At 58.6% G+C, this 21,357-nt stretch carries 23 protein-coding genes; 11 read left to right on the top strand and 12 right to left on the bottom strand.

The features are described from left to right. Positions 1 to 36: 36 nt before the first annotated feature. Positions 37 to 1,680, top strand: a complete 1,644-nt coding sequence (locus DW49_RS0107965) for a phosphoethanolamine transferase (RefSeq protein WP_024420628.1) — start codon at positions 37 to 39, stop codon at positions 1,678 to 1,680. A gap of 33 nt (positions 1,681 to 1,713) precedes the next feature. On the opposite strand, the gene DW49_RS1000000131895 is transcribed toward DW49_RS0107965, so the two are convergent. Further along, a complete protein-coding gene (locus DW49_RS1000000131895; RefSeq protein WP_044424673.1) occupies positions 1,714 to 1,893 on the bottom strand; it encodes a hypothetical protein in 180 nt (59 codons plus the stop codon). Between DW49_RS1000000131895 and rnd the strand changes: the two genes are divergently transcribed. The 3 genes from rnd to DW49_RS0107950 all read left to right on the top strand — a co-directional run bounded on the left by rnd (position 1,886) and on the right by DW49_RS0107950 (position 4,313). Beyond that, positions 1,886 to 3,019, top strand: coding sequence for a ribonuclease D (gene rnd / locus DW49_RS0107960; protein WP_005619857.1), 1,134 nt, complete (start codon positions 1,886 to 1,888; stop codon positions 3,017 to 3,019). The two genes, DW49_RS1000000131895 and rnd, sit on opposite strands and share 8 nt — an antisense overlap. Beyond that, the gene (locus DW49_RS0107955; protein WP_003379038.1) at positions 3,016 to 3,309 is read left to right on the top strand and encodes a YcgL domain-containing protein; all 294 of its coding nucleotides are present in this window, start codon (positions 3,016 to 3,018) and stop codon (positions 3,307 to 3,309) included. The genes rnd and DW49_RS0107955 overlap by 4 nt, the downstream gene beginning before the upstream one ends. A gap of 71 nt (positions 3,310 to 3,380) precedes the next feature. Further along, entirely contained in the window at positions 3,381 to 4,313 is a 933-nt protein-coding gene (locus tag DW49_RS0107950; RefSeq protein ID WP_005619854.1) for a D-2-hydroxyacid dehydrogenase, read from the top strand. A gap of 84 nt (positions 4,314 to 4,397) precedes the next feature. Here the strand turns inward: DW49_RS0107950 and DW49_RS0107945 are convergent, their stop codons facing one another. Next, positions 4,398 to 4,991 (bottom strand): nitroreductase family protein, encoded by a 594-nt coding sequence (locus tag DW49_RS0107945; protein ID WP_024420629.1) that lies wholly within the window; start codon positions 4,989 to 4,991, stop codon positions 4,398 to 4,400. A 211-nt stretch (positions 4,992 to 5,202) separates the two neighbouring features. Here DW49_RS0107945 and DW49_RS0107940 point away from each other — a divergent pair, with 211 nt between their 5' ends. After that, the gene (locus tag DW49_RS0107940) at positions 5,203 to 5,652 is read left to right on the top strand and encodes a YcgN family cysteine cluster protein (RefSeq protein WP_005619852.1); all 450 of its coding nucleotides are present in this window, start codon (positions 5,203 to 5,205) and stop codon (positions 5,650 to 5,652) included. A gap of 4 nt (positions 5,653 to 5,656) precedes the next feature. Here the strand turns inward: DW49_RS0107940 and DW49_RS0107935 are convergent, their stop codons facing one another. From DW49_RS0107935 to DW49_RS0107905, 7 genes are all read right to left on the bottom strand, one after another. Further along, positions 5,657 to 6,037, bottom strand: coding sequence for a YgaP family membrane protein (locus DW49_RS0107935; RefSeq protein ID WP_005619850.1), 381 nt, complete (start codon positions 6,035 to 6,037; stop codon positions 5,657 to 5,659). A 105-nt stretch (positions 6,038 to 6,142) separates the two neighbouring features. Then, positions 6,143 to 6,643, bottom strand: a complete 501-nt coding sequence (locus tag DW49_RS0107930; protein ID WP_005619848.1) for an RNA methyltransferase — start codon at positions 6,641 to 6,643, stop codon at positions 6,143 to 6,145. Between the two features lie 72 nt (positions 6,644 to 6,715). Then, positions 6,716 to 7,600, bottom strand: coding sequence for a copper resistance protein B (locus DW49_RS0107925; RefSeq protein WP_005619845.1), 885 nt, complete (start codon positions 7,598 to 7,600; stop codon positions 6,716 to 6,718). Between the two features lie 11 nt (positions 7,601 to 7,611). Next, a complete protein-coding gene (locus tag DW49_RS0107920) occupies positions 7,612 to 9,390 on the bottom strand; it encodes a copper resistance system multicopper oxidase (protein ID WP_029768778.1) in 1,779 nt (592 codons plus the stop codon). 286 nt (positions 9,391 to 9,676) lie between these two features. Next, on the bottom strand, positions 9,677 to 10,051 hold the full coding sequence (locus tag DW49_RS0107915) for a YajD family HNH nuclease (protein ID WP_003383285.1): 375 nt from the start codon (positions 10,049 to 10,051) through the stop codon (positions 9,677 to 9,679). A gap of 65 nt (positions 10,052 to 10,116) precedes the next feature. Continuing rightward, a complete protein-coding gene (locus DW49_RS0107910; protein WP_005619839.1) occupies positions 10,117 to 10,593 on the bottom strand; it encodes a cyclic nucleotide-binding domain-containing protein in 477 nt (158 codons plus the stop codon). An 83-nt stretch (positions 10,594 to 10,676) separates the two neighbouring features. Beyond that, entirely contained in the window at positions 10,677 to 12,734 is a 2,058-nt protein-coding gene (locus tag DW49_RS0107905) for a S9 family peptidase (protein WP_005619836.1), read from the bottom strand. 132 nt (positions 12,735 to 12,866) lie between these two features. On the opposite strand from DW49_RS0107905, the gene DW49_RS0107900 reads away from it, so the two are divergent. The 3 genes from DW49_RS0107900 to DW49_RS0107890 all read left to right on the top strand — a co-directional run bounded on the left by DW49_RS0107900 (position 12,867) and on the right by DW49_RS0107890 (position 14,778). Next, a complete protein-coding gene (locus DW49_RS0107900) occupies positions 12,867 to 13,343 on the top strand; it encodes a hypothetical protein (RefSeq protein ID WP_005619833.1) in 477 nt (158 codons plus the stop codon). 76 nt (positions 13,344 to 13,419) lie between these two features. Then, positions 13,420 to 14,208 (top strand): class II glutamine amidotransferase, encoded by a 789-nt coding sequence (locus tag DW49_RS0107895; protein ID WP_005619831.1) that lies wholly within the window; start codon positions 13,420 to 13,422, stop codon positions 14,206 to 14,208. Between the two features lie 45 nt (positions 14,209 to 14,253). Next, positions 14,254 to 14,778 carry a DUF2937 family protein gene (locus DW49_RS0107890; RefSeq protein WP_003383290.1) on the top strand — a complete coding sequence of 175 codons (525 nt, stop codon included), beginning with the start codon at positions 14,254 to 14,256 and terminating at the stop codon, positions 14,776 to 14,778. Positions 14,779 to 14,799: 21 nt separating this feature from the next. Here DW49_RS0107890 and DW49_RS0107885 read toward each other — a convergent pair whose 3' ends face one another. The 3 genes from DW49_RS0107885 to DW49_RS0107875 form a co-directional block, all read right to left on the bottom strand. Further along, positions 14,800 to 15,516 (bottom strand): WbqC family protein, encoded by a 717-nt coding sequence (locus DW49_RS0107885; protein ID WP_005619828.1) that lies wholly within the window; start codon positions 15,514 to 15,516, stop codon positions 14,800 to 14,802. Between the two features lie 201 nt (positions 15,517 to 15,717). Next, complete coding sequence (locus DW49_RS0107880) at positions 15,718 to 16,896, bottom strand: vWA domain-containing protein (RefSeq protein WP_005619827.1); 1,179 nt, start codon at positions 16,894 to 16,896, stop codon at positions 15,718 to 15,720. Positions 16,897 to 16,935: 39 nt separating this feature from the next. Next, positions 16,936 to 17,781, bottom strand: coding sequence for an AAA family ATPase (locus DW49_RS0107875; RefSeq protein WP_005619825.1), 846 nt, complete (start codon positions 17,779 to 17,781; stop codon positions 16,936 to 16,938). Positions 17,782 to 18,064: 283 nt separating this feature from the next. Between DW49_RS0107875 and DW49_RS0107870 the strand changes: the two genes are divergently transcribed. The 3 genes from DW49_RS0107870 to DW49_RS0107860 all read left to right on the top strand — a co-directional run bounded on the left by DW49_RS0107870 (position 18,065) and on the right by DW49_RS0107860 (position 21,038). Next, positions 18,065 to 19,474 (top strand): DUF6538 domain-containing protein, encoded by a 1,410-nt coding sequence (locus DW49_RS0107870; protein WP_024421211.1) that lies wholly within the window; start codon positions 18,065 to 18,067, stop codon positions 19,472 to 19,474. A 344-nt stretch (positions 19,475 to 19,818) separates the two neighbouring features. Continuing rightward, positions 19,819 to 20,730, top strand: coding sequence for a hypothetical protein (locus DW49_RS0107865; RefSeq protein WP_005619822.1), 912 nt, complete (start codon positions 19,819 to 19,821; stop codon positions 20,728 to 20,730). A gap of 14 nt (positions 20,731 to 20,744) precedes the next feature. After that, entirely contained in the window at positions 20,745 to 21,038 is a 294-nt protein-coding gene (locus DW49_RS0107860; RefSeq protein ID WP_024421210.1) for a hypothetical protein, read from the top strand. Positions 21,039 to 21,357: the final 319 nt, after the last annotated feature.

Below are 21,357 nucleotides of genomic sequence, written 5' to 3'. Positions count from 1 at the left end.
GCGCCCGATGCATACTAATTTGATAAGTAGATCACGATGCCGATAATGAGAACTGTTCGCCCAGAGGTTGTAACTCTATTTGTCAGTGGTTTACTGTTGTTGGGCTTCAATATCAATCTGTGGCAGCATTTATTCGCAATTACCAGTGGCGACGGCAAAGGCCTGGCCATGCGCTTCGCCTTCGGCTTGATGATTTTCTGTGTATTCAATATTTTTTTGACGCTGTTGGCGTTCCGTCGTGTGTTTAAACCTGTGGTGATCTTTCTGTTTATGGTCAGCGCCAGCGTGGTTTATTTCATGACCGAATACGGCGTCATGATTGACGCGGGTATGTTCCGAAACTTTGCCGAAACCAACGTGACTGAAGTTCAGGGGCTGCTGTCTTTGAAACTGGTCGTGTACATCGCTTTGTTGGGTGTACTGCCGTCGCTGATCCTGTGGAAACTGCCGATCAGTTATCGCCGCTGGCACCTGGAGCTATTCAGCAAGCTGGTCGTTGTTGTGGTCTGTTGCGTGGCCATCGGCGGCGTGGCGTTGGCGAACTATCAGGGGTTGTCCTCGTTGTTTCGCAATCACCACGAATTGCGTCTCATGGTCGTGCCGAGCAACTACGTGGGTGCCTCGATCGGCTACCTGAGCGAACAGGTCATCTCGGCACAGCGCCCATTCGTCAAGATTGGCGAAGACGCCAAACGCTCGCCGGACTGGGCCACGCATGCCCGCAAATCACTGACGGTGCTGGTCGTGGGCGAAAGCGCCCGGGCCGAAAACTTCGGGATTCTTGGCTACGGTCGCAATACCACGCCTAACTTGAACAAGGAGAGCGGGCTGGTCGCGTTTACCGATGTTTATTCATGCGGTACTGAAACAGCGGTGTCGGTGCCTTGCATGTTTTCCAACATGGGGCGCAAGAACTACAACGCAACCAAGGCCCGTAATCAGGAGGGCTTGCTTGATGTGCTGAAACATGCAGGTATAGAAGTGGTGTGGCGTGACAATCAGTCGGGTTGCAAAGGCACCTGTGACCGGGTGACGTTCCAGGACGTGAGCAATCTCACGGACCCGCTGCTGTGCAACAGTCATGAATGCCGGGACGAGATCCTGTTGCAAAACCTGCAGGGCTTTATCGACAGTCTCGACAAGGACACCGTTCTTGTCCTGCACCAGATGGGCAGTCACGGGCCGGAATACTATAAACGCTATCCAAAAGAGTTTGAAAAGTTTACCCCGGTGTGTGAAAGCAACGCGCTGAACAACTGCAGCCGTGACAGCATCGTCAATGCCTACGACAATACGTTGCTGTATACCGACCATGTGTTGTCCACGTTGATTGACCTGTTGCGCAGTAATCAGGCCAAGGTTGATACGGCAATGGTGTACCTGTCGGATCATGGCGAATCCCTCGGCGAGTACAACTTGTTTCTGCACGGCACGCCCTATGTACTGGCGCCTGATCAACAGAAGCATGTGCCCATGCTGATCTGGTTGTCCGATACCTATCAGAAGTCTTTCGCCGTCACCCCGGACTGTCTTGCCAAACAGCGCAACGCGCCACTGAGCCAGGACAACCTTTTTCATTCCATGCTCGGCCTGTTGAAAGTCGACACCAAGGTCTATGACCCGAGTCTGGATATGTTTGCCGGGTGCCGGAGTGAGCTGGCGGCGGCCGACAAGCAATGACGGGTGGGTTGCGCTCAAGCGCTGTACACAACGTCAACTGACGCTCGTGCCAATACCCGTATTGGCGCGAGCGTCATCGTTTTTGCCCGGCAATCCCTCGCGGTTGCCCGTCATTTGCATGAAGATGCGCCAGACCAGAACGACAGGCGCGCGATAATCTCCCGTCACGATATATACTGCGCGCCATTGTTGAAGGGAGAGCCGTGTGGCCATCGATATTCACTGGATTCGCGACGACGACAGCCTCGCCCGGCATTGCGCACAATGGCAGTCGCTGCCTTTTGTCGCGCTCGACACCGAGTTTATGCGGGTCGACACGTTTTACCCCATCGCAGCGTTGCTGCAGATTGGCGACGGGCAAAGCGCCTGGCTGATTGATCCGTTGCTGATCAACGACTGGGCACCTCTGTCTGCCCTGCTCGAAAACCCCGACGTCATCAAAGTGGTGCATGCGTGCAGCGAAGACCTAGAAGTCTTGCTGCGCCTGACCGGCAGCTTGCCGGTTCCGCTGTTTGATACCCAATTGGCAGCCGCGTACCTGAATCTCGGTTTTTCCATGGGCTATTCGCGTCTGGTGCAGGAGGTCCTTAATATTGACCTGCCCAAGGGCGAAACCCGTTCCGACTGGCTGCAACGCCCGCTGTCGGACACCCAGATCAGCTACGCCGCCGAAGATGCCGTGCACCTTGCCGAGCTGTTCGCCATCCTGCGTCCGCGTTTGTCAGACGACAAATACGCCTGGTTGCTGGATGACGGTGCCGAGCTGGTCGCCAATCTGCGCCGTGAAGTCGACCCGTACGAGGTGTATCGCGACGCCAAGCTGGCCTGGAAACTCTCCCGTGCCCAACTGGCGGTGCTGCGTGAGCTCTGCGCCTGGCGCGAGGTTCAGGCCCGTGCCCGTAATTTGCCGCGCAACCGTATTGTGCGTGAGCACTCGCTTTGGCCATTGGCTAAAACGCAGCCCGACAATCTTGGCGCGCTGGCCCGTATCGAAGACATGCACCCGCGCACGGTCCGTCACGACGGCGAGTTTTTGCTGGAGCTGATTCAGACCGCAGCCAATGTGCCGGCAGCAGAGTGGCCGGCGGCATTGCCCGAGCCTTTGCCCATCAATGCGGCCGGGTCGATCAAACGCCTGCGCGCAATCGGTCAGCAGTACGCCGAGCAACTGGACATGACGCCAGAGCTGATGCTGCGCAAGAAGACCCTCGAAGCCTTGCTCAAGAGCGGTTACCCCGACGGTCCCTACCAATTGCCCGATTCGCTGCGTGGCTGGCGTCGCGAATTGATGGGCCAGGCGCTGCTGGACAGCCTGGCGTCCTCTGGAGAACAGTCTTGAAGCGTATCTGCTCGATTTATCGCAGCCCGAAAAGAAACGAGATGTACCTTTACGTCTTGAAGAGCGACGTCCTCAAGCGCGTGCCGCCAGAGCTGCTGGTGGCGTTCGGCAAACCGGTTCATGCCTTTGACCTGGTGCTGAGCCCCGAGCGTGCGCTGTCGCGCGAAGATATCAATGCGGTGCTGAAGAACCTCGACAGCCAGGGCTATCACTTGCAGATGCCTCCCGCTGAAGATGAATACATCGAGCATTTGCCCGAAGAGCTGCTGCGCCGCAACGATCCGATGTGATCGATGCTCACGTTGTAAAGCGGTCCACATTCGCCGTGGGTTGCCTGTCCTGTTTTTAAGGTTTTTGAAACATGCGCGTTCTGATTGCCGAGCACGATTACCTCGTTTACACCCAATTGTTGCGCAAGGCTGCGCCTGACCTGGAGGTCTTGAGCACCGGCGACTCTGCCGAGCTGTCGCGGCTGGCCAGCGACTGCCCGATCTGGCTGGGGCAGCCGGACCTGATGGCCAATCTGTTGCGCCAGGGGCACAAGCCACAATGGCTGCAATCGACCTGGGCGGGGATCACGCCACTGCTGGCCGACGGCCTGCCGCAGGATTATCGCCTGACGCGTGCCGTAGGGATTTTCGGTCAGGTCATGGCCGAATTCGTTTTGACCTACATGCTCGGTCATGAGCGCGAGGTGCTGGCGCGCCTGATGAGTCAGGTCGAGCGCAAGTGGGACAGTCGCATTGGTCAGAGCCTGGCAGGCCGCAAGGTACTGATCGTCGGTGCCGGTGATATCGGCCAGCGCGTTGCCGAGTTTCTGTTGCCATTCGGTGTGCAGGTCTATGGCGTGGCGTCCACGGCGCGAACCCAGGCGCCGTTCATCGAAGTAACCGCGTTGTCGGACATGTCGCGTCTGATAGGCGACATGGACTACGTCATCAACCTGTTGCCCAACACGCCGGATACTCACGATCTGTATGACGCGAAGCTGTTCGCCAGCTTCAAGCCAACGGCGTTGTTCATCAATGTCGGGCGCGGTGTGGCGGTGGTGGATGCGGACCTGGTTGAAGCGTTGCGCGTGGGGCACCTGGCGGGGGCGATCATTGATGTCTGCCGTCAGGAGCCTTTGCCGCAGCGTCATCCGTTCTGGACCGCATACGGTCTGCTGTTGACCGGTCACAGTTCGGCGCCGACATCGCCGGTGGCCATGACCGAGCTTTTCGTCGATAACCTGAAAGCGTTTCAGGATGGGGAAGCATTGCGCGGCGAAGTGGATTTCTCGCGAGGTTACTGAAGCCGTTGTCAGCAAGCCGATGCATCAAGCATCGGCTCGCAGGTTTCACGTATGGAAACGTGTGGAAGCGTTAGAAAAAGCCGGTTACAGCGAAAAATCACCCTCAGTTGCCAGTTCGGCCAGCGGTTTGCGCGGGCTCGGTACTTCGCGGCCTTGCAGGTATTCCGGCAGCGTCGACTTGTCACCCAGCTTGCCGATGGCCACAGCGGCATGCAGTGCATAGCCCTCTGGAATATTCAGCTCCTTGCGGGTCAGCTCCTGATCGAAACCGGCCATGCCGTGGGTGTGCCAGCCGCTCAGGCTCGCCTGTAGCGCCAGATAACCCCACGCCGATCCGGTGTCGAACGTGTGCCACAGGGCCGGGCCTTCTTCGGTCGCGCCGGGTGCGGTGAAGGTGGTTTTGGAAATGACGATGACCAGTGCTGCCGCGTGCTGCGCCCAGTTACGGTTGAACTCGTTCAGCAGGCCCAGGTAGCGTTCCCAATTCGGCGTGTCGCGGCGCGCATACAAAAAGCGCCAGGGTTGCGAGTTATAGGCCGAAGGTGCCCAGCGGGCGGCCTCAAAAAAGCTCAGCAGGGTTTCCTGCTCGATGCTTTCGCCGCTGAACGCGCGTGGCGACCAGCGTTCGGTGAATTGCGGATCAATGGGGTGATCGGCGATGCGCGGGTTTGAGCTCATGAGAATCCTTGATAGCGAAGGGTGGAAAACGAGCGTGGCTTGATGGGCCGTGGCCGGCAGGCATCGCTTGAACGCACTGGAAACCCGTCAACGCTACTGTTTTGCCTTCTGGCTGACAAGTCCTGACTACCGACAGTCGCAAGTGCTTGGCCCGCACCCGTTGTGCCTCTAGACTGGCGGCCTTTTCATTACCGATACCGTTGCCCGAATCATGGCCGCTAAAGTTGAACCCTTCTGGATTCGCAAGACCCTCGACCAACTCGACACGCAAGAGTGGGAATCGCTCTGCGACGGCTGTGGTCTGTGCTGCCTGCAGAAACTGGAAGATGAAGAAGACAACAGCGTTTACTACACGCGCATTGCCTGCAAGCTGCTGGATCTGAAAACCTGCCAGTGCTCTGACTACGCCAACCGTCGCGCATCGGTGCCGGACTGTATTCAGCTGACGCCGGGTCAGGCAGATGAGTTCAAATGGCTACCGCCGACCTGTGGCTATCGGCTGGTCAGTGAGGGCAAGGACTTGCCGCTCTGGCACCATCTGGTGTGTGGTGATCGCACGGCGGTGCATCACGAACGTATCTCCCAGTCTGGCCGCATGCTCAGCGAGAAGAATGTGGCCGAGGACGACTGGGAGGATTACCTGATCTTTCGCGCAGGTTGAACGCTTAAGCGACCGGCTTTGGTTCGGTCAGCGCTTCCACGCCTTTGACGGCGGCCTTCTTCACGGCTTTTTCAGCGTCGTCTTTCAGGTTGCTCAACTCGGCACCGGCACGTTCGATGGTCGAGCGTGCGCTGTTCAGGTCGCTGCGGCCTTTTTCTACCAGGCTTTTGGCCGCGCAATGGCCGCTGATGCCGCGGGCCAGCACTGCGCCGCCGATGGCCAGTTGGATCAAGCCCAGAAAACCGCCACGACGGACGCCTTTGCCCATTATCAGCACGCCGCCAGCCAGCGAGCCAATGCGCTCCCAGCCCTGGACGTTCTGGTCAGGATTACGCTGCAGCAGTTCAGGTGTGTCGATGCGTTCGATAATCGGGGTGTCGCGCATGTTGGCTCTCCATGAGGCAGTAGGTCGCAGGTAGTGGGTAATAAGCAGTCACTCGGTTCAGAGAAACTGACTGTCCGCCCGCGACACAGGTTCAATGCTTTTCTGTTATCGGTCGCTGGCCGGATCAGTTTTCTCGCGACCGAACTGTGGCCCCGAGCGGGTATTGATGCCCTTGGCCATGCGGTCATAAAGCACGACGTTGACGGTGGCCGCCAGATTCATGCAGCCCTCGGTCGGGATGTAGACCACGTCTTCGCACCAGTCGCGGATCTCCTGGTCCAGCGAGCCGTCTTCCGGGCCGAAGATATACAGCGCGCGATCCGGGTGTGTGTATTCCGGCAGCGCGCGGGCACCCTCCACCAGTTCGACGGCAACCGGGATGCAGCCCAGCGGCAGAATGCTCTTGAGGTCTTCGATGCCGATCAGCGGGATGTCCTGATGGATTTTCTTGGTATCGGTGATGAAGTCCCGGGCACGCTCGTAGCGCTTACCGGTATAGAACACCGACGCCACGCCATAGCAGCCTGCGGCACGCATCACTGAGCCGACGTTTTCCGGGGACTTGGGGTTATAAAGACCGATGCAGGCGTACCGTTTGTTGGCCACGGGGAGGGTGCTCTGGGGAAAACCGGGGATTATACGGCAGCGTCAGATCAATGCCATTTCCAATTCCGACGCTCAGAACCACAGGCGTAAACCCACGACCAGCCGCGCCTCGGCAACGTCCTCGTCGTCTTCGCGTGCGTAATCGGCAGTCTTGCCGTAGGACCGATTCCAGGTCACGCCCACGTAAGGCGCGAATTGCGGTGTGATTTCATAGCGCAGCCGCAGACCGAACTCACTGGTCGACAGGCCCGAGCCATTGCCGCGCTGAGGGTCGTTCTTGCCGTAGAAATTCAGTTCGCCAGTGGGTTGAAGGATCAGGTCGTTGGTCAGCAACAGGTCGTAGTCGGCTTCCAGACGCGCTGCCGTCTGCCCGGCTTCGCCAATGAATGCTGTGGCTTCAACGTCGAGATCCGAAATCGCCTGCCCTTGCAGGCCAAAAGCCGCCCAGGTCTGTGGCGCGCCCGGTTTGAAGTCCTGGCGGGCTCCGGCGACCACGTCCCACGACGAGCTGATGGCATGGCCCCACAACGCCTGGACTTCTGCCTCTTCGGTCTTGCCGTTGGTGCGTTCGCCTTCTGAGCGCAGCAGCAAGCGGTCGATATCGCCGCCAACCCAGCCGGACAGGTCCCAGGCCAGCGCGCTGCCGTCGTTTGCGTCCTGCCATTCCAGCTTGTCGGCCACAAAGTAGCTGTTGATGGCGCTGTCGTGGACCTGATGCCCGCTATGGCTGGTGTACACCGCCGCCCGGTCCGCGTCGGTGACGGGCGGGATCGGCGTTCGGCTCTGCGCCGGGGCGTCGCTGCTGTTGTTGGCGCCCATGGGCATCGAGTGGCTGCCATGATCCATGCCTTCCATGCCTTCCATTCCGGCAGCCAGCGCGGGTGCCCAGGGGGTCATGGCCAGGCCTGCAGTCAGCAGCAGGGCTGGCAGGCGGGATGAATTGCGCGATCCATTCAACGGTAAAGTCCTCATTCTTCCACCCGCACTTCGCGGAACATGCCCATTTCCATGTGGTACAGCATATGACAGTGATACGCCCAACGACCCAGAGCATCAGCGGTGACGCGGTAGGTGCGGCGTGACCCCGGCGGCATGTCGATGGTGTGTTTGCGCACCCTGAACTGACCGTTTTCGTCTTCCAGATCGCTCCACATGCCGTGCAGGTGAATGGGGTGAGTCATCATCGTGTCGTTGACCAGCACGATGCGTACCCGCTCGCCGTACTTGAGCATCAGTGGCTTGGCATCGGAGAACTTCACGCCATCGAACGACCAGGCGAATTTTTCCATGTGCCCGGTCAGGTGCAGTTCGATGGTCCGGCTCGGCTCGCGTCCGTCCGGGTCCTCGAAGGTGCTGCGCAGGTCGGCGTAGGTCAGGACTTTGCGACCGTTGTTCCGAAGGCCGATGCCCGGATCATTGAGCTTTGCCGACGTGCTCATGGCCTGCATATCGACCAGCGGATTGTTCTTTTCGCTGCCCGGGTGCGACTGCATGGCCGGTGCTTCTTGCATCGGCATCGTGCCGTGGTCCATGCCGGGCATCGAGTCATGGCCCATCTTGCTATGGTCCATGCCCGCCATACCGTCCATTGCCGGCTTGGCGCTGTGGTTCATGCTGCCGTGATCCATGCCCGCCATGCCCATGTCGTCCATGCTCAACAGCGGGCGCGGGTCGAGAGGCGGGACGACGGCCTGCAAGCCGGGCCTGCTGGTCAACGTGCCTCGGGCAAAGCCGGTGCGGTCCATCGATTGTGCGAACAGCGTGTAGGCACCGTCAGCCGGCTCGACGATCACGTCGAATGTCTCTGCCACGGCGATGCGCAGTTCATCGACAACCACCGGTTTGACGTGCAGGCCGTCGCTGGCGACCACGGTCATCTTCAGGCCGGGAATGCGCACATCGAAATAGGTCATCGACGAGCCGTTGATAAAGCGCAGGCGAATCCGCTCGCCGGGTTTGAACAGCCCGGTCCAGTTCATGTTCGGCGCCTGGCCGTTCATCAGGTAGGTGTAGGTTGCGCCGCTGACATCCGCCAGGTCAGTCGGGTTCATCTTCATCTGCGCCCACATCCAGCGCTCGGAGGTGGTCGCGCTCCAGCCTTTTTCGCCGACGTCGTTGATAAAGTCGCCGACGGTGCGCTTGTTATTGTTGTAGTAGTCCGACTGTTTCTTGAGCTTTTTCATTACCCGGGCCGGGTCTTCGTCTGTCCAGTCAGTGAGCATGACCACGTGCTCGCGCTCATAGGTGAACGGCTCGGGTTCTTTGGCGTCGATCACCAGTGGCCCATAGACGCCCGACTGCTCCTGAAACCCCGAATGGCTGTGATACCAATACGTGCCGTTCTGCCTGACCTTGAAGCGATAGACATACATGCCGTCGGGCGCAATGCCATCAAAGCTCAGCCCCGGCACGCCGTCCATGTTGGCCGGCAGGATGATGCCGTGCCAGTGAATGGACGTGGTTTCGTCGAGACGGTTTTTTACCCGCAGGGTGACGGTGTCGCCCTCACGCCAGCGCAGCAAAGGGCCTGGAATGCCGCCGTTGATGGTCATCGCGGTTCTGGCATTGCCGGTGATATTGACCTGGGTTTCGCCGATGGTCAGGTCGAACTCGGTGCCGGACAACCTGTCAGGCTGGCCCGGATTCGGGAGCGCCCACGCCGGGCTGCGCCAGAGCCCCAGCCCACCCAGAATACTGCTGGCGGCAAGCCCTTTCACGAAGGTGCGTCTTGATGTTCGGGTGGGCATGGCGAGGTATCCGGTCAGTCGGTTCATTTCGGGCCGGCAAGCGGGGTGCTTGGTCGGGGCGATTCCGTCGAGGGCGGGGCAGCGGGTTTTTGGGGCATGCTGGAGGTTTCGTGGGCGAGGCCGGGCGAGCGCAGTCACAAAATGTAGGTGTCAGAACCATTGCCTTCGCTGACAAGTCAGCTCCCACTTTGAAGTGCGTTCAGCCTCAGCTTCCCTTCAGTCACTCTTCTTCATCACTCAGCCTTGACTGAGCCATTCTTCATCACAAGAGGCGTTCAGCGTCCCGTCACTCGTCCTTCTTCATCAACCCTGCCAGCGCGGCGAACGGGTTATGCGTGGCCTTGGCGATTTTCGGTGTGTTGAGCGAACCGTCGGCGAAGTATTGCTGGTCGGTGTAACGCGAGTGCTCGTTGTCATGGCAATACAGGCACAGCAGTTCCCAGTTGGAGCCGTCCTGCGGGTTGTTGTCATGGTTATGGTCGCGGTGATGCACGGTCAGTTCGCTGAGGCGTTTGCCGGCAAACTCGCGGGCGCAACGGCCGCACACGTGCGGGTACATGCGTAACGCCTTGTCGCGGTAACCCATTTCACGGTCGCGCTGGGCGTCGGCCAGAATGCGGTCCAGCTTGGCGGTGTGGGAAGGAGGGTTGGCCGTGCTCATGGTGTCACCTGTGCGTGTGCGCGTTGAAAGCGGAATGGGGCAAGTTTAGCGCCAGATGGGCAAACTCACACCTGCTGCGAAAGTAATTGGCCGTCGACCATGCGCAAGCGCTTGGACAACGAGATGGCCAGCGCCCGAATGATCTTGGCGGCGATTTTCGGCGCATCGTCGAGCATCTTGTCCAGCGAGTCGCGCCCAAGATTCAATAACTGGCAACTGGTGGCCGCAATACAGCTGGCCGAGCGACGTTCGCCATCCAGTACGGCCATTTCCCCGAATGCACGTCCGCGGCGCAGCACGGCGATCTCCACCTGCTGATCGTCACCGGCCAGTTTCTGCACCGAAACGCTGCCCTGATGGATGATGCACATGAAGGTCCCGGCATCGCCTTCGGCAAAGATGATTTCGCCCTTTTCGATATCGGTGATGCTGAAATATCCGGCCACGGTGACAAAGTCACCGGGCAGCAAGGTGTCGAACAGGCCGCAGTCCAGCAGCATGTCGCGTATGGCGTGGTTCAGGTTGGACAGGGGTTCTGACATGGTCTGTTCTTGTAATCCGGTTACGAAGGGGGCATATCCGTGCCCCCTGATGCTATTAAGACAGGTGTTTCACACCAAGTTCATTAGGCTATCTGCAATACCTTGAAGATAAAAGCGTACTCCAGCGCCACATCACGCAACCCCTGATAGCGACCACTCATGCCACCGTGCCCGGCACCCAGTTCGGTCTTGAGCAGCAGCAGATTGGCGTCGGTCTTGCGATCGCGCAGGCGGGCGACCCATTTGGCCGCTTCCCAGTACTGCACGCGGCTGTCGTTGTAGCCGGCGATGACCAGCATGGCCGGGTACGCCTGAGCGCTGACGTTTTCATAAGGCGCGTAAGCCTTGATGCGCTCATAGACGTTCGGTTCCTGCGGATTGCCCCATTCGTCGTATTCGGTGACGGTCAACGGCAGGTCCGGGTCGAGCATGGTGTTCAGCACGTCCACGAACGGCACTTCGGCAATTGCCGCCTTGAACAGCTCAGGGCGCTGATTGAGCACCGCGCCAATCAACAGGCCGCCGGCGCTGCCACCGCTGATTACCAGTTGTTCGGCGCTGGTCAGGCCTTGGGCTATCACATGTTCGGCGCAGGCAATGAAGTCGCCGAAGGTGTTCTGCTTGTGTTCCTGCTTGCCATTGCGATACCAGGCTTCGCCCAGTTCGCCGCCGCCACGCACATGCGCGATGGCAAAGGCCACACCACGGTCGAGCAGGCTCAGGCGCGCGTGGGAAAACCACGGGTCCAGGCTCTCGCCGTAGGCACCGTAGCCATACAGGTACAGCGGGGTCGCCTTGCCGACCAGCTCGCGCTTGACCACCAGGCTGATCGGCACCTGCGTACCGTCGCTGGCCGTGGCCCACAAACGCTGGCTGACATAGGCATCGGCGTCGAACGTGCCCAGCACTGGCGTCTCCTTGAGCACCACTTGCTCGCCAGTGGCCAGGGTCAGCTGACGCACTTGCGCCGGGCGATTCAGCGACTGATAGCGAAGACGAATCCTGTCGCTGTCGAACTCCAGCGTGTCCTGCACATAAAGGCTGTAGGCAGCATCTGGCAACTGCACGCGATAGGCAGGCAGGCCTTGCGGGCGCACTTCGATGATCGGCAAGCCACCTTCGCGCAGGCTCAGGCTCAAGCCCCTGGCGTTGAGGCTCAGGCCTTCAAACATCACCTGTTCGTCGTGCGCAACCAGCGTCTGCCAGTCATCGCGACCCGGAACGCCGCCGGTTTTTTCCGCTGCGTGATATAGCGCGAAGTTGATGCCGCTCTGGTTGCTGCGAATGAACCAGCTCCAGACGCCCTCGAGCAGGCCGTGGTCCGGGTAGTATTCGTGGCCTTCGACGCGCGGCGCGAGGCAGGTAAAGGCCTGCTCGGGATGATCGGCGTCCAGCACCCAGGCTTCACTGGTGGTCTTGCTGTTGAGCAGAATGACCAGTTGACGCTCGGAACTGGTACGGAAGCAATGCAGGAAGAATCGACCGTCCGGCTCGTCGAACACCAACTCGGCCGAGGCCTCGCCCAGCGTGTGGCGATGCAGCCTGCCGGGGCGATGGGTTTCGTCCAGTTCGCCGAAAAACAGGGTCTGGCTGTCGTTGGCCCACGTCATGCTGCCGTCGCAGTCTTCAAACGGCAGGCTGCTGATCAGGCCAGTGCTCAGTTCCTTGACGTAAAGCTGGTACACCTCGTCGCCACTGGTGTCCAGGCTGTAAGCCAGACGCTGATGGTCGGGGCTGATGCTGAACGCGCCCAGCGAAAAGAAGCCACCATCGGCCATCGCGTTCGGGTCCAGCAGCAGTTCTTCGCGGCTTTCATCCACGGTGTTGGCGTCGTCGGCCGGACGCGGGCAACGGTAGTGCCGGGCGTACTCGTCACCTTCGGCCGTGCGCGTGTAGTACAGGTACGGACCCCAAGGGGAGGGCAGTGACAGGTCGGTTTCAAGAATGCGGCCCTTTATCTCCTGAAACAGGCTTTCGCGCAGCCCGGTCTGATCCGCCAGTTGCTGTTCTTGCCAGGCGTTTTCGGCCTTGAGGTAGTCGAGCACCTCGTCGGTATCGCGATTCTGCAGCCAGGCGTAAGGGTCGGGACCGTCGGCCTTGCGAGCAATCGGGGCGCTGGAGGTTGCATTCGAAAAGGACATGCTGGGCTCTCTGTAAAGGCATCAAACCGGAAAATATCGGTACACGCTGAACTGATTACTGAAGCGAGGCAAGCCGCGTCAGGCAAAAGCCGTTATCATAAGCGCCTCTTTACCTGCCTTTCCACGGACGTCATGACCGAAAACGACTATCTGATCGCCTGGAGCGTCTACGCCTTCGCTGCGTTGGGTTGCCTGCTGGTATGGTTCCTGATGACCCGCTGGATGTGGCGTTATCTGAAGGAACCATTGCGGGTGGCGGTCGCGGTATTGCTGTTTACGCCGACCATGGTTGACCCCGTCAAGGACTTGATGGCGCCAGCAGTGGCTGTCAGCGCGCTTGACCTGATGTTCAAGGTCGGCAGCAATGTCTGGACCGCTGTGTCGGACCTTGCCATGTACGGCATGTTCGCCTTCGGTGCGTACTTGCTGTTCGTGCTCATCCGCTGGCCGATCGAGCGCAACCGCAAAGCGCGTCAGCCTCAGCCGGCCGCGCAACCTGTCGAAACAGACCCCGCTGACGAGCCGTTCGCCGATGACGATCGTTACGCCCGCAAGACCACGGCACCTGTCCCTCCGGTCAGAGGTGCGCGGGTAGAGCCGCGACTGTAAGCCCCGCTTCGTTGGTATGTGCCGCTGCGTGCGGCACGCGACCTTCTGCAAAACGTCTTGAAGCGAGAACCTGAGCATGTGTGAATTACTGGGCATGAGCGCCAATGTCCCGACCGATATCGTTTTCAGCTTTACCGGGCTGATGCAGCGGGGCGGACGTACCGGCCCGCACCGCGACGGCTGGGGTATTGCCTTTTATGAGGGTCGTGGCCTGCGCCTGTTTCAGGACCCGGCCGCCAGCAGCGAATCGGAAGTCGCGCAGTTGGTGCAGCGTTATCCCATCAAGAGTGAAGTGGTGATTGGCCATATCCGCCAGGCCAACGTCGGCAAGGTCTGCCTGTCCAACACCCATCCTTTCGTGCGTGAACTCTGGGGCCGCAACTGGTGCTTTGCGCACAACGGCCAACTGGCGGATTTCGCCCCCGCTGCAACGTTTTACCGGCCGGTGGGCGATACCGACAGCGAAGCGGCATTCTGCGACCTGCTCAATCGCGTTCGTGAAGCCTTTCCCGAGCCGGTTGAAGTCGAACAATTACTGCCCTCACTGATCCAGGCCTGCACTGAATACCGTAGTAAAGGCGTGTTCAACTGCCTGTTGAGCGACGGTGACTGGTTGTTCTGCTTCTGCAGTACCAAACTGGTGCAGATCACCCGCCGCGCGCCGTTCGGTCCGGCAAGGTTGAAAGATGTCGATGTGATTGTCGATTTTCAGGCAGAAACAACGCCGCACGACGTGGTCACAGTGATTGCCACCGAGCCTTTGACCGAGAACGAAAACTGGAACCGCTACGAGCCGGGCCAGTGGAGTCTGTGGCGCAAGGGTGAGTGCGTGGCGAGTGGTTCGGTCGAAACGGCGGCGCAGTAAAGGCGCCTTCACGGGCATACAGGATAAAAAAGAAGAGGGATATTGATGCTGCGAAGTTATCTGCGATTGGTCCTGTTCACGACAGGCCTGCTGTTCGGGGTACAGATTCCCGGTTTCATCAGTGATTACAGCAAACGCGTCGAAGCGCACCTGATCGAGGCGCAACAGGCGGTCAAAGGCTATACCGCAACTGCGCAGCAGTTCTTCAAAGGCGATATACAAGCGCTGATTCAACACTATCGCAGCAGCGAAGACCCTGTTTTCCGAGCCGATGCGGACAACATCGATACGTTGATGAATCGCACCCACATTCTTGAGCGCCAGTGGCTCGGACTTCAAGGGCCGTGGTATTCCAAAGCCCTGTACGTCGCCACGTCTGCCGACCCGGATATTCGCCGTGAAACGTTCAACGGCTATACGTGGCAGGTGCTGCTGGCACCCGAAGTCATTGCCTGGGGCATTATCAGTGCACTGCTGCTGGCACTGGTGATCGAAAGCTTTGTACTGTTGCTCGGCTGGGTCGTTCACGGCGGTCGGCGCAAGCCACAGCTTGAGCGTGACTGGCGCTGATCACTGTCGTCAACGGACGGCCTATATGACCGTCCGTGTTTCATCGCGCAGATAGGCAAGCACTGTTTCAGGCGCGTTCCACATAAGTACATCGATAATCGAAAGGTTCTCGACAAAGTTCATGGGCGCCGTGGAATAACTGAATGACGCCGGTTCGAGAAACCTCAGTTCAATGCCTCTTTCCTGCCAGTCAGCCGGCGTGAAAATTTCACGTCCACCAGTGGCGTTCACGTACTGACGAGCCTCCAGCACGGTACTGATTTCAAGTGCCCACTGGCCTGCATGTTCAATGGGTGGCAGGTCCAGGTTCATTGCCGCGCAACTTTGCCAGTCAAAGCTCATGCCCAGATAGTCGCAGACCACTCGCAGGCCGCGCGTGTTGAGTTCACTAAGGTGGGTGGCAGGTGTGCCGAGTGTCTGGTCAACCAACTGCAAGGTTTCCCGAAAGTAGGGTGCCTTGCTTCGATAGTGCTCAAGCTGGCTCCTGATTCGTTGGTGGGCTCTGGCCAGGTCGATAAGGGTCGCATCCTTGATCAGTGCGCCCTCACTGGCACAGACCGGAACGTTGATGTATTGCCAGCCGCCTTTACTGTCCAGTACCCGATTGCGGTTCATCCAGCTTTTGCGTTTGTATTTGACGATGTCAAAGACAAGCCCGCGCTCAACGGCCGCAATGAGCTGGAAATAACCGATGTAGGGAAAGAAATAAGGCTGCATGATCCCGAGCGTTTCGTTCATAAGTAACCCGCGAAGTCGCGACGGTTGCTCAGGCAAAACGATGGAGTAACTGCAACACTATCTACTCAATCAGCACATCTCCGTCTGATTGGTGGTCTGGAACTGTCAGCGTAGTTCGGGATTTTGGAATGTTCGTGCTGGTGGTCGGGTCGTACAGGCCGGTCGATGACCGGCTTATACGTTATTGGACGCACATCGGGTTCACTTCGCCAGGTAGCGCATACCGTCTTCAAGGCCTTGCAGGGTCAACGGGTACATGTGTTGTTCGATCAGGTCGCGCACAATATGGGTGGACGTGGTGTAGTCCCAGGCGTCCTTGGGGTAGGGATTGATCCAGATGATTTTCTTGAACTTGGCCATGAAGCGCTGCATCCACACATAGCCGGCTTCTTCATTCCAGTGTTCGACGCTGCCGCCGGGCTGGGTGATTTCATAAGGTGCCATCGAGGCATCGCCGATAAAAATCACTTTGTAGTCCGCGCCGTATTTGTGCAGCAGGTCCTGGGTGGCGGTGCGCTCCGAGCCACGGCGCAGGTTGTTCTTCCACACGGTTTCATAGATGAAATTATGGAAGTAGAAATACTCCATGTGCTTGAACTCGGTCTTGCAGGCCGAGAACAGCTCTTCACAGACCTTGACGTGCGAATCCATCGAGCCGCCGATGTCGAACAGCAGCAATAACTTGATGGTGTTGCGCCGCTCGGGACGCATCTGAATATTCAGCAGGCCGGCATCGCGTGCGGTGTGGTCTATGGTGCCGTCGATATCCAGTTCGTCTGCCGCACCCTGGCGGGCAAACTTGCGCAGCCGCCGCAGGGCGACCTTGATATTGCGTGTACCCAAATCAACCTGATCGTCCAGGTTCTTGTACTCGCGCTGATCCCAGACCTTGACCGCCTTGCCCTTGCGTTCCCCGGCGTCGCCGACACGAATGCCTTCCGGGTTGTAACCGCCCGAGCCGAACGGGCTGGTGCCGCCGGTGCCGATCCACTTGTTGCCACCGGCGTGGCGTTCCTTCTGCTCCTCCAGGCGCTTCTTGAACTCATCGATAAGCTTGTCGAGGCCGCCCAGCGACTGGATTTGCGCGCGCTCTTCGTCGCTCAGCGAGCGCTCGAATTCCTTGCGCAGCCAGTCTTCCGGGATCAGCGCCTGCAAGTGATCGTCGAGCTTTTCCAGGCCGTTGAAGTAGGCACCAAAGGCGCGGTCGAACTTGTCGAAATAGCGCTCGTCCTTGACCAGAATCGTGCGTGCAAGAAAGTAGAACTCATCGATATCGGCGAAGATGACCCGCTGTTTAAGGGCATTGATCAGGTCCAGCAGTTCACGCAGAGACACCGGCACCTTGGCCGCGCGCATTTCGTTGAACAGGTTGAGCAGCATGGCTGTCGCCCTTTTACGTGGCAGGGTGGATAAAGACGATCAACGATTGCCGCGACGGCTCATGAAGGCCAGGCGTTCCAGCAGGTGCACGTCCTGCTCGTTTTTGACCAGCGCCCCGGCCAGCGGCGGGATCGCCTTGGTCGGATCGCGCTCGCGCAGCACCGCTTCACCGATGTTGTCGGCCATCAGCAGTTTCAGCCAGTCCACCAGTTCGGAGGTCGAAGGCTTTTTCTTCAGGCCGGGCACCTTGCGCACGTCGAAAAAGACGTCCAGTGCTTCGCTGACCAGGTCTTTCTTGATGTTCGGGTAATGCACATCGACGATGCGCTGCAGGGTTGCCCGGTCCGGGAAGGCGATGTAGTGGAAGAAGCAGCGCCGCAGGAAGGCGTCCGGCAATTCCTTCTCGTTGTTGGAGGTAATGATGATGATCGGGCGCTTTTTGGCTTTGATCGTTTCATCGATTTCGTAAACGTAGAACTCCATCTTGTCGAGTTCCTGCAACAGGTCGTTGGGAAACTCGATGTCGGCCTTGTCGATCTCGTCAATCAGCAGAATTACCCGCTCATCGGACTCGAACGCCTCCCACAGCTTGCCTTTTTTAAGGTAGTTGCGCACATCGTGGACCTTGTCGACGCCCAGTTGCGAGTCGCGCAGACGGCTCACGGCATCGTATTCGTAGAGGCCCTGATGCGCCTTGGTGGTGGACTTGATATGCCAGGTGATCAACCGCGCGCCGAAGGACTCGGCCAGTTGCTCGGCCAGCATGGTCTTGCCGGTGCCGGGCTCACCTTTTACCAGCAGTGGGCGCTCCAGCGTGATCGCCGCGTTGACTGCCAGCTTGAGATCGTCAGTGGCGACGTATGCCGGTGTGCCTTCGAACTTCATGATCAATCCTTATCGTTTGGGAATGCCCAGCCTGTCGGCGCTGACAACGTAACAGGGGCAGGAGATGGGCGGACTATAACGTGGCTGCCGGACGACTGTGAATGCAGGCGCCTCATTCAGTTCTTGACTCTTAGGTACACTGCTGATCTGTTGAGTCGTCTGCGCGCCTTGTACTATAAGGTCTGTAGCTGTTTCGCACTGTGCCTATAATCTTGTATTCAGCGCTTGCATGTGCTGAATGCCACTGGCGAATGCCTGTGACACGTGCATCATTGGAGTCTTGATGTCCTACATCACCCGCCGTGACGGTCGGTATAGCTACCGCCGAAAGTTCCCCAAGTCTGTAGCTGCGGCAGTCGGACGTGCCGAGTATCGTAAAGCCCTGGGGACCGCCGACAGGTCCGAAGCGCTTAAGCTTGCACGGGCTGTGTCCGTGGAGTTTGACCGTATCTGCGAGGCTGCTGTAGCCGGTCTGCCTCAATCGGAGAGCACAGCCTCGGGTGTGCCGAGTCAGGGTGCCGCCGATGTTCTGTCGAGCCTTGATGCTGTCGTGCGCAGTTTCACGCTGGACGTAGTGGACCGGATGAGTCGCCACGATTGGCGTACCGAGGTTGAATGGCGGAAGCAAGCCCTGGAAGCGCACGCACAAGGCCAGATGCCGCCCGGTGTGCAGATGCACCCTGTCACTGCAAGGACGGCGCTGAGAGCGCTGGGCGACATTCTAGAGGGCAATCTCACACAGTTCTATGCGCCCGCACCGGGTGAGGCTGTCACTGCCGTGACGGCGGGCGATACCATCACCGAGGCGACGTTCCAAACGGTGCTTGATGATTACTGTGAAGGTGTAGGCCCGAGTCGAGTACAGAAGATGCGAAGCCTCACACGACGTGTGCTTGTATGGCCTAGCTCACAATCGGAACAACTCGACCGTGTGATGTTGTATTGCGCTGAACGGCTGGAGGCGGGCGGCAAAGCCACGTCTGTGCACGGCGATGCTGCTGGGTTAATCACGGTGCTGCGCCGTGTTCCCGGTTGGCAGAGCGCCACTCTGCCTAAAGTCGGCGCTGTCGCTAGGGCTGTTCGATCCGGTGGTGGCATGAACGTGAACCAGCGCGAATCCATCCCCCTGGAGCAGATGTTAAATGTCCACGCCGAAATACACCGCCAAGCCCCAGTACACCATTCAACGGTTCTCCTGCTAGCCAGGTACGGCTTGCGGCCCGGCGAGCTGCTGCAAGAGGGGCCGGAGGCATTGGGGTACCGCGTCGATATTCTCGGCAATCGGGAGCTTGTATTTAAAGCCGCTCTGACTGGTGGAAAGAACGCCGCGAGTCGTCGTGATATACCTGTGCACGCTGATGATGTCGAACTGTTCAAAGAGGTGCTGGGCGGACTTGACCTTGCATCAGACGCTACCCCTGTTCAAAGGGACAAACGAATCCGCCAGCGTGTACAGAATGTATCCCGGATATTCAGCCGTTTGCTTGGTCATCAGGAAGGGCTGTCGCTTTATAGCCAACGGCATACGCTTGCTGACCTGCTGCGCGAAGTCGGTGCGACACCTGACGAGGTGGGTGGAATCCTGGGGCACACCGCCACAGGATCGAAAGCCACCAGCATTTACGGTGGGAAACAATCCCTGAGCCGACCGCGTGAGCTACTGGCGAAGGTCAGAGAGCATATTCCCGACTGACCCTGGCCTTTGTAAGCCCCGCAACGTGTGCTACGCAATGGATGGACACTTAGCACACTAGAGAAGCAACCTGTCTGCGGTACCACCTTGCGGGCGTAAACCCTGTCCCTTGGCGATTCGCCTGTACACCTTGTAGCACGGGCATCTCAGGCCGATTGGCGTTTAGGTAGTCCCTGTGTAGAGGGAGAAAGCTAGAAACGGTGTGATCAGCTCTATGGCGCGTCGGCAAGTGACTTGGTTAGTACCTTAGCACACCAGAGAGAATGACAGCACAGGATGCGGTTGACACCGTACCTTCCCCCACCAACAACCAAAGGCATCGCCTATGCAATGAGGACAATCGAATGTCAGATTTACAGGACACATTGGCCGCGATGTTTGCGGACGACCCGATGTTTGAGGCATCTGCACCACCAGCCGAATTGAGTTACATGCAAGTCCGGTACTGGGATGGGCTGGTGCAAGGCCACCCGATCAACAAAGTGATGCTGGCGCAGTCCCGTGAGTACAAACAAGTCGTAGAGCTGTTCTACGGCGCAACGGGCAAGGCCACTCATAACGGGCAAACGTACTGGCAGCGCCGTCAAGAGCGCGCACGCCAGCGCAGAGCCGAGAACAGGCAGGACGCGGCAGACTTCGGATTGAAGCGCCGTCCGTGGCTGAGTCAAGACGCCCACACCCAAGTCATTAATCAAGGCTTGGACGCGATTCAAGCGGGCAACCGTCTGCGTACCAATCACTACCTTGAGCGAGTAGGTGTATCGGCTGATGACGCCAGAGCAATCGCCCGGTACGACCGCACAGCCATGAATGAGACAGCGCTTGAATCGCTGAAAGGACACGATGTTATGAAGACAGTTGAAGCTGGAATGCAGGCAGCAGTAGGTATCCATCACGGCACCACCGCAAGCTGCCTTGGCAAAGTCCGTGACTGCTACCACGCTGGTTTAGGGGTGCTTGCCGCGATTCAAGCCGAGCAGAAACGACAGGCCGCTAAGGTGGCTGAACTGGAAGCGAAGCTAGCACAGCATGATAAGCGTATTGAGATGGTCGAGGCTGGTACTGACTGGAAGGCCGAGGCTTTACGTATGAAGGCGGCGGGTAATAATGCATCTGAAATTGGGCGGGCACTGGGCCAGAATCCGGCGACTGTTCGTAAGCATTTGAGCCGTGCGAAGGGTGAGGTTGTCACACTTGTCACACCCCAAAACCGTCGAGTTACATTGATAAAGAAAGAGCAGAACGAACTCACCTGACACGAGGTAAAAGAATGAACACCCGCCAGACCATCGCGTATGAGTACGCCCAACTCCTAGCCAGCCTCGCCGCACCAATCGCTGACCTCATCCTTGCGCTGGAGGAAGACCCTAGCATCTCGGCTGAATGTGTAGATGCGCAGTACGACTATCTAGCCGCAATCCAGCATGAGCAAGACCGCGCTATGTGGGCTGGCACTGGCCCCGGTATGACTAAACGCGAGGTTCAAACCTCCCTAGACTATCTGGTCGCCGTAAGCGAAGGCGCGAACTGTGAGCTTAATGACATGTTCGGCATCGCTGCGTAACACTGAGCTTCCCTGCTGCATTCGATTGGTCCCGGACGCAGCAGCCTGAGATACCTGTCTCCTTGGTAGGCTCAGGCACCTATTCGCCCTCGAGCTGCAAGAAGATGCGTCCCAAGTTGGACGCATCTATTTGGACGGGCAGTTGAGAGGCACGATATCCCAACCCCCAATGGGGATTGGGCGTGATCACTTTCCTCAAATTGAGGGAAACCTCCCATGAAGGGCCTGGCTCCCTCAAATTGAGGAAGTTACATCCACTTATGGATGGACCTATACTACGAGAGTTCTGTAGTAAGGAATTCCCGGCATCCTCCCGGTT

This window comes from Pseudomonas avellanae BPIC 631, from assembly GCF_000444135.1.
In the GTDB taxonomy this organism is placed as follows: domain Bacteria; phylum Pseudomonadota; class Gammaproteobacteria; order Pseudomonadales; family Pseudomonadaceae; genus Aquipseudomonas; species Aquipseudomonas avellanae.
This window is presented reverse-complemented; position numbering and strand designations above follow the sequence as displayed.